We start from the raw sequence: 3,067 nt of genomic DNA, 5'->3' as shown, positions 1-3,067 counted from the left end.
CATGGAAGTCTCATCTTGAGGCCGGCTTCCCGCTTAGATGCTTTCAGCGGTTATCCATCCCGAACGTAGCTAATCAGCGGTGCTCCTGGCGGAACAACTGACACACCAGAGGTTCGTCCAACCCGGTCCTCTCGTACTAGGGTCAGATCCTCTCAAACTTCCTACGCGCGCAGCGGATAGGGACCGAACTGTCTCACGACGTTCTAAACCCAGCTCGCGTACCGCTTTAATGGGCGAACAGCCCAACCCTTGGGACCTACTCCAGCCCCAGGATGCGACGAGCCGACATCGAGGTGCCAAACCATGCCGTCGATATGGACTCTTGGGCAAGATCAGCCTGTTATCCCCGAGGTACCTTTTATCCGTTGAGCGACAGCGCTTCCACAAGCCACTGCCGGATCACTAGTCCCGACTTTCGTCCCTGCTCGACCTGTCAGTCTCACAGTCAAGCTCCCTTGTGCACTTACACTCGCCACCTGATTGCCAACCAGGTTGAGGGAACCTTTGGGCGCCTCCGTTACTTTTTGGGAGGCAACCGCCCCAGTTAAACTACCCACCAGGCACTGTCCCTGAACCGGATCACGGTTCGAAGTTAGATATCCAGAGTGACCAGAGTGGTATTTCAACAACGACTCCACATGAACTGGCGTCCACGCTTCAAAGTCTCCCACCTATCCTACACAAGCCACACCGAACACCAATACCAAGCTGTAGTAAAGGTCACGGGGTCTTTCCGTCCTGCTGCGCGTAACGAGCATCTTTACTCGTAGTGCAATTTCGCCGAGTTCGCGGTTGAGACAGTTGGGAAGTCGTTACGCCATTCGTGCAGGTCGGAACTTACCCGACAAGGAATTTCGCTACCTTAGGATGGTTATAGTTACCACCGCCGTTTACTGGGGCTTAAATTCTCAGCTTCGCCTTGCGGCTAACCGGTCCTCTTAACCTTCCAGCACCGGGCAGGCGTCAGTCCGTATACATCGTCTTGCGACTTGGCACGGACCTGTGTTTTTAATAAACAGTCGCTACCCACTAGTCTCTGCGGCCACCACACCCTTTCGGAGCAAGTCCTAATAAGTGGATGGCCCCCCTTCTCCCGAAGTTACGGGGGCATTTTGCCGAGTTCCTTAACCACGATTCTCTCGATCTCCTTGGTATTCTCTACCTGACCACCTGAGTCGGTTTGGGGTACGGGCAGCTAGAACCTCGCGTCGATGCTTTTCTCGGCAGCATAGGATCACCCACTTTTTATCCGCATCGTGTCTCAGCCTACGTGAGCGACGGATTTGCCTATCGCTCGGCCTACGCACTTGCCCCGGGACAACCATCGCCCGGGTTGGGCTACCTTCCTGCGTCACACCTGTTAATACGCTAACCGCACCAGCATGGGGTCGTACGCTAGGCCCACGCGCCTTCACCCGAAGGATCCGGTCACGGGGATTCAGATACTTAGCACCACTGGATTAGCTTGGGCGGTTCTTCGCCGGTACGGGAATATCAACCCGTTGTCCATCGACTACGCCTGTCGGCCTCGCCTTAGGTCCCGACTTACCCAGGGAAGATTAGCTTGACCCTGGAACCCTTGGTCTTTCGGAGGACATGTTTCTCACACGTCTTTCGCTACTCATGCCTGCATTCTCACTCGTGTAGCCTCCACGGCTGGGTCACCCCGCCGCTTCGCCGGCCACACGACGCTCTCCTACCCATCAACACGGCTGGACCACGAAGGCCTACCAAAAATGTCAATGCCACAACTTCGGTGGCGTGCTTGAGCCCCGTTACATTGTCGGCGCGGAATCACTTGACCAGTGAGCTATTACGCACTCTTTCAAGGGTGGCTGCTTCTAAGCCAACCTCCTGGTTGTCTAAGCAACTCCACATCCTTTTCCACTTAGCACGCGCTTAGGGACCTTAGATGGTGGTCTGGGTTGTTTCCCTCTCGACTATGAAGCTTATCCCCCACAGTCTCACTGCTGCGCTCTCACTTACCGGCATTCGGAGTTTGGCTGACGTCAGTAACCTTGTAGGGCCCATCGGCCATCCAGTAGCTCTACCTCCGGCAAGAAACACGCAACGCTGCACCTAAATGCATTTCGGAGAGAACCAGCTATCACGAAGTTTGATTGGCCTTTCACCCCTATCCACAGCTCATCCCCTCAGTTTTCAACCTAAGTGGGTTCGGTCCTCCACGCGCTCTTACACGCGCTTCAACCTGGCCATGGATAGATCACTTCGCTTCGGGTCTAGGACATGCGACTGAATCGCCCTATTCAGACTCGCTTTCGCTACGGCTACCCCACACGGGTTAACCTCGCCACATATCACTAACTCGCAGGCTCATTCTTCAAAAGGCACGCTGTCACCCCTACTAAGGAGGCTCCAACGGTTTGTAAGCAAACGGTTTCAGGTACTATTTCACTCCCCTCCCGGGGTACTTTTCACCTTTCCCTCACGGTACTTGTCCGCTATCGGTCATCTGGGAGTATTTAGGCTTATCAGGTGGTCCTGACAGATTCACACGGGATTTCACGGGCCCCGTGCTACTTGGGATACTCTCCACGCCAGAACACGCATTTCGACTACGGGGTTGGCACCCTCTATGACCGGCCTTTCAAGACCGTTCGTCTATACGCTTCTGTAACGTCGCCACCTCGGCAGAGATGACTGGTGAGTCCCACAACCCCGAACATGCAACTCCTGCCGGATATCACACACACTCGGTTTAGCCTGATCCGGTTTCGCTCGCCACTACTAACGGAATCGCGGTTGCTTTCTCTTCCTGTGGGTACTGAGATGTTTCACTTCCCCACGTTCCCTCTACCCGCCCTATATATTCAGGCGGGAGTCACTAGGTCGGCACGCCGCCCAGCGGGGTTTCCCCATTCGGACACCCTCGGATCAAAACTTGCTTATCAGTTCCCCGAGGCTTATCGCAGATTGCTACGTCCTTCTTCGGCTCCAGATGCCAAGGCATCCACCGTTTGCTCTTAAAGACTTGAAACAAAACATGAGTTCGAATCGTCAAAATTGAAATTGACTAATGATCTTTAAGATCATCTTTCACAACACC

1 rRNA gene is annotated in these 3,067 nt (G+C 54.4%); it reads right to left on the bottom strand.

Going from position 1 to position 3,067, the window contains the following annotated elements:
- A 23S ribosomal RNA gene (locus AB0269_RS15190) occupies window positions 1-2,998 on the bottom strand; the annotation flags it as partial.
- Between the last annotated feature and the right edge of the window lie 69 nt (window positions 2,999-3,067).

Origin of the sequence: Microbacterium sp. NPDC077644 (assembly GCF_040702785.1) — a bacterium.
Taxonomy (GTDB): domain Bacteria; phylum Actinomycetota; class Actinomycetes; order Actinomycetales; family Microbacteriaceae; genus Microbacterium.
Note: the sequence above shows the minus strand (reverse complement) of the source record. Positions and strands in the feature narration are given on the sequence as shown.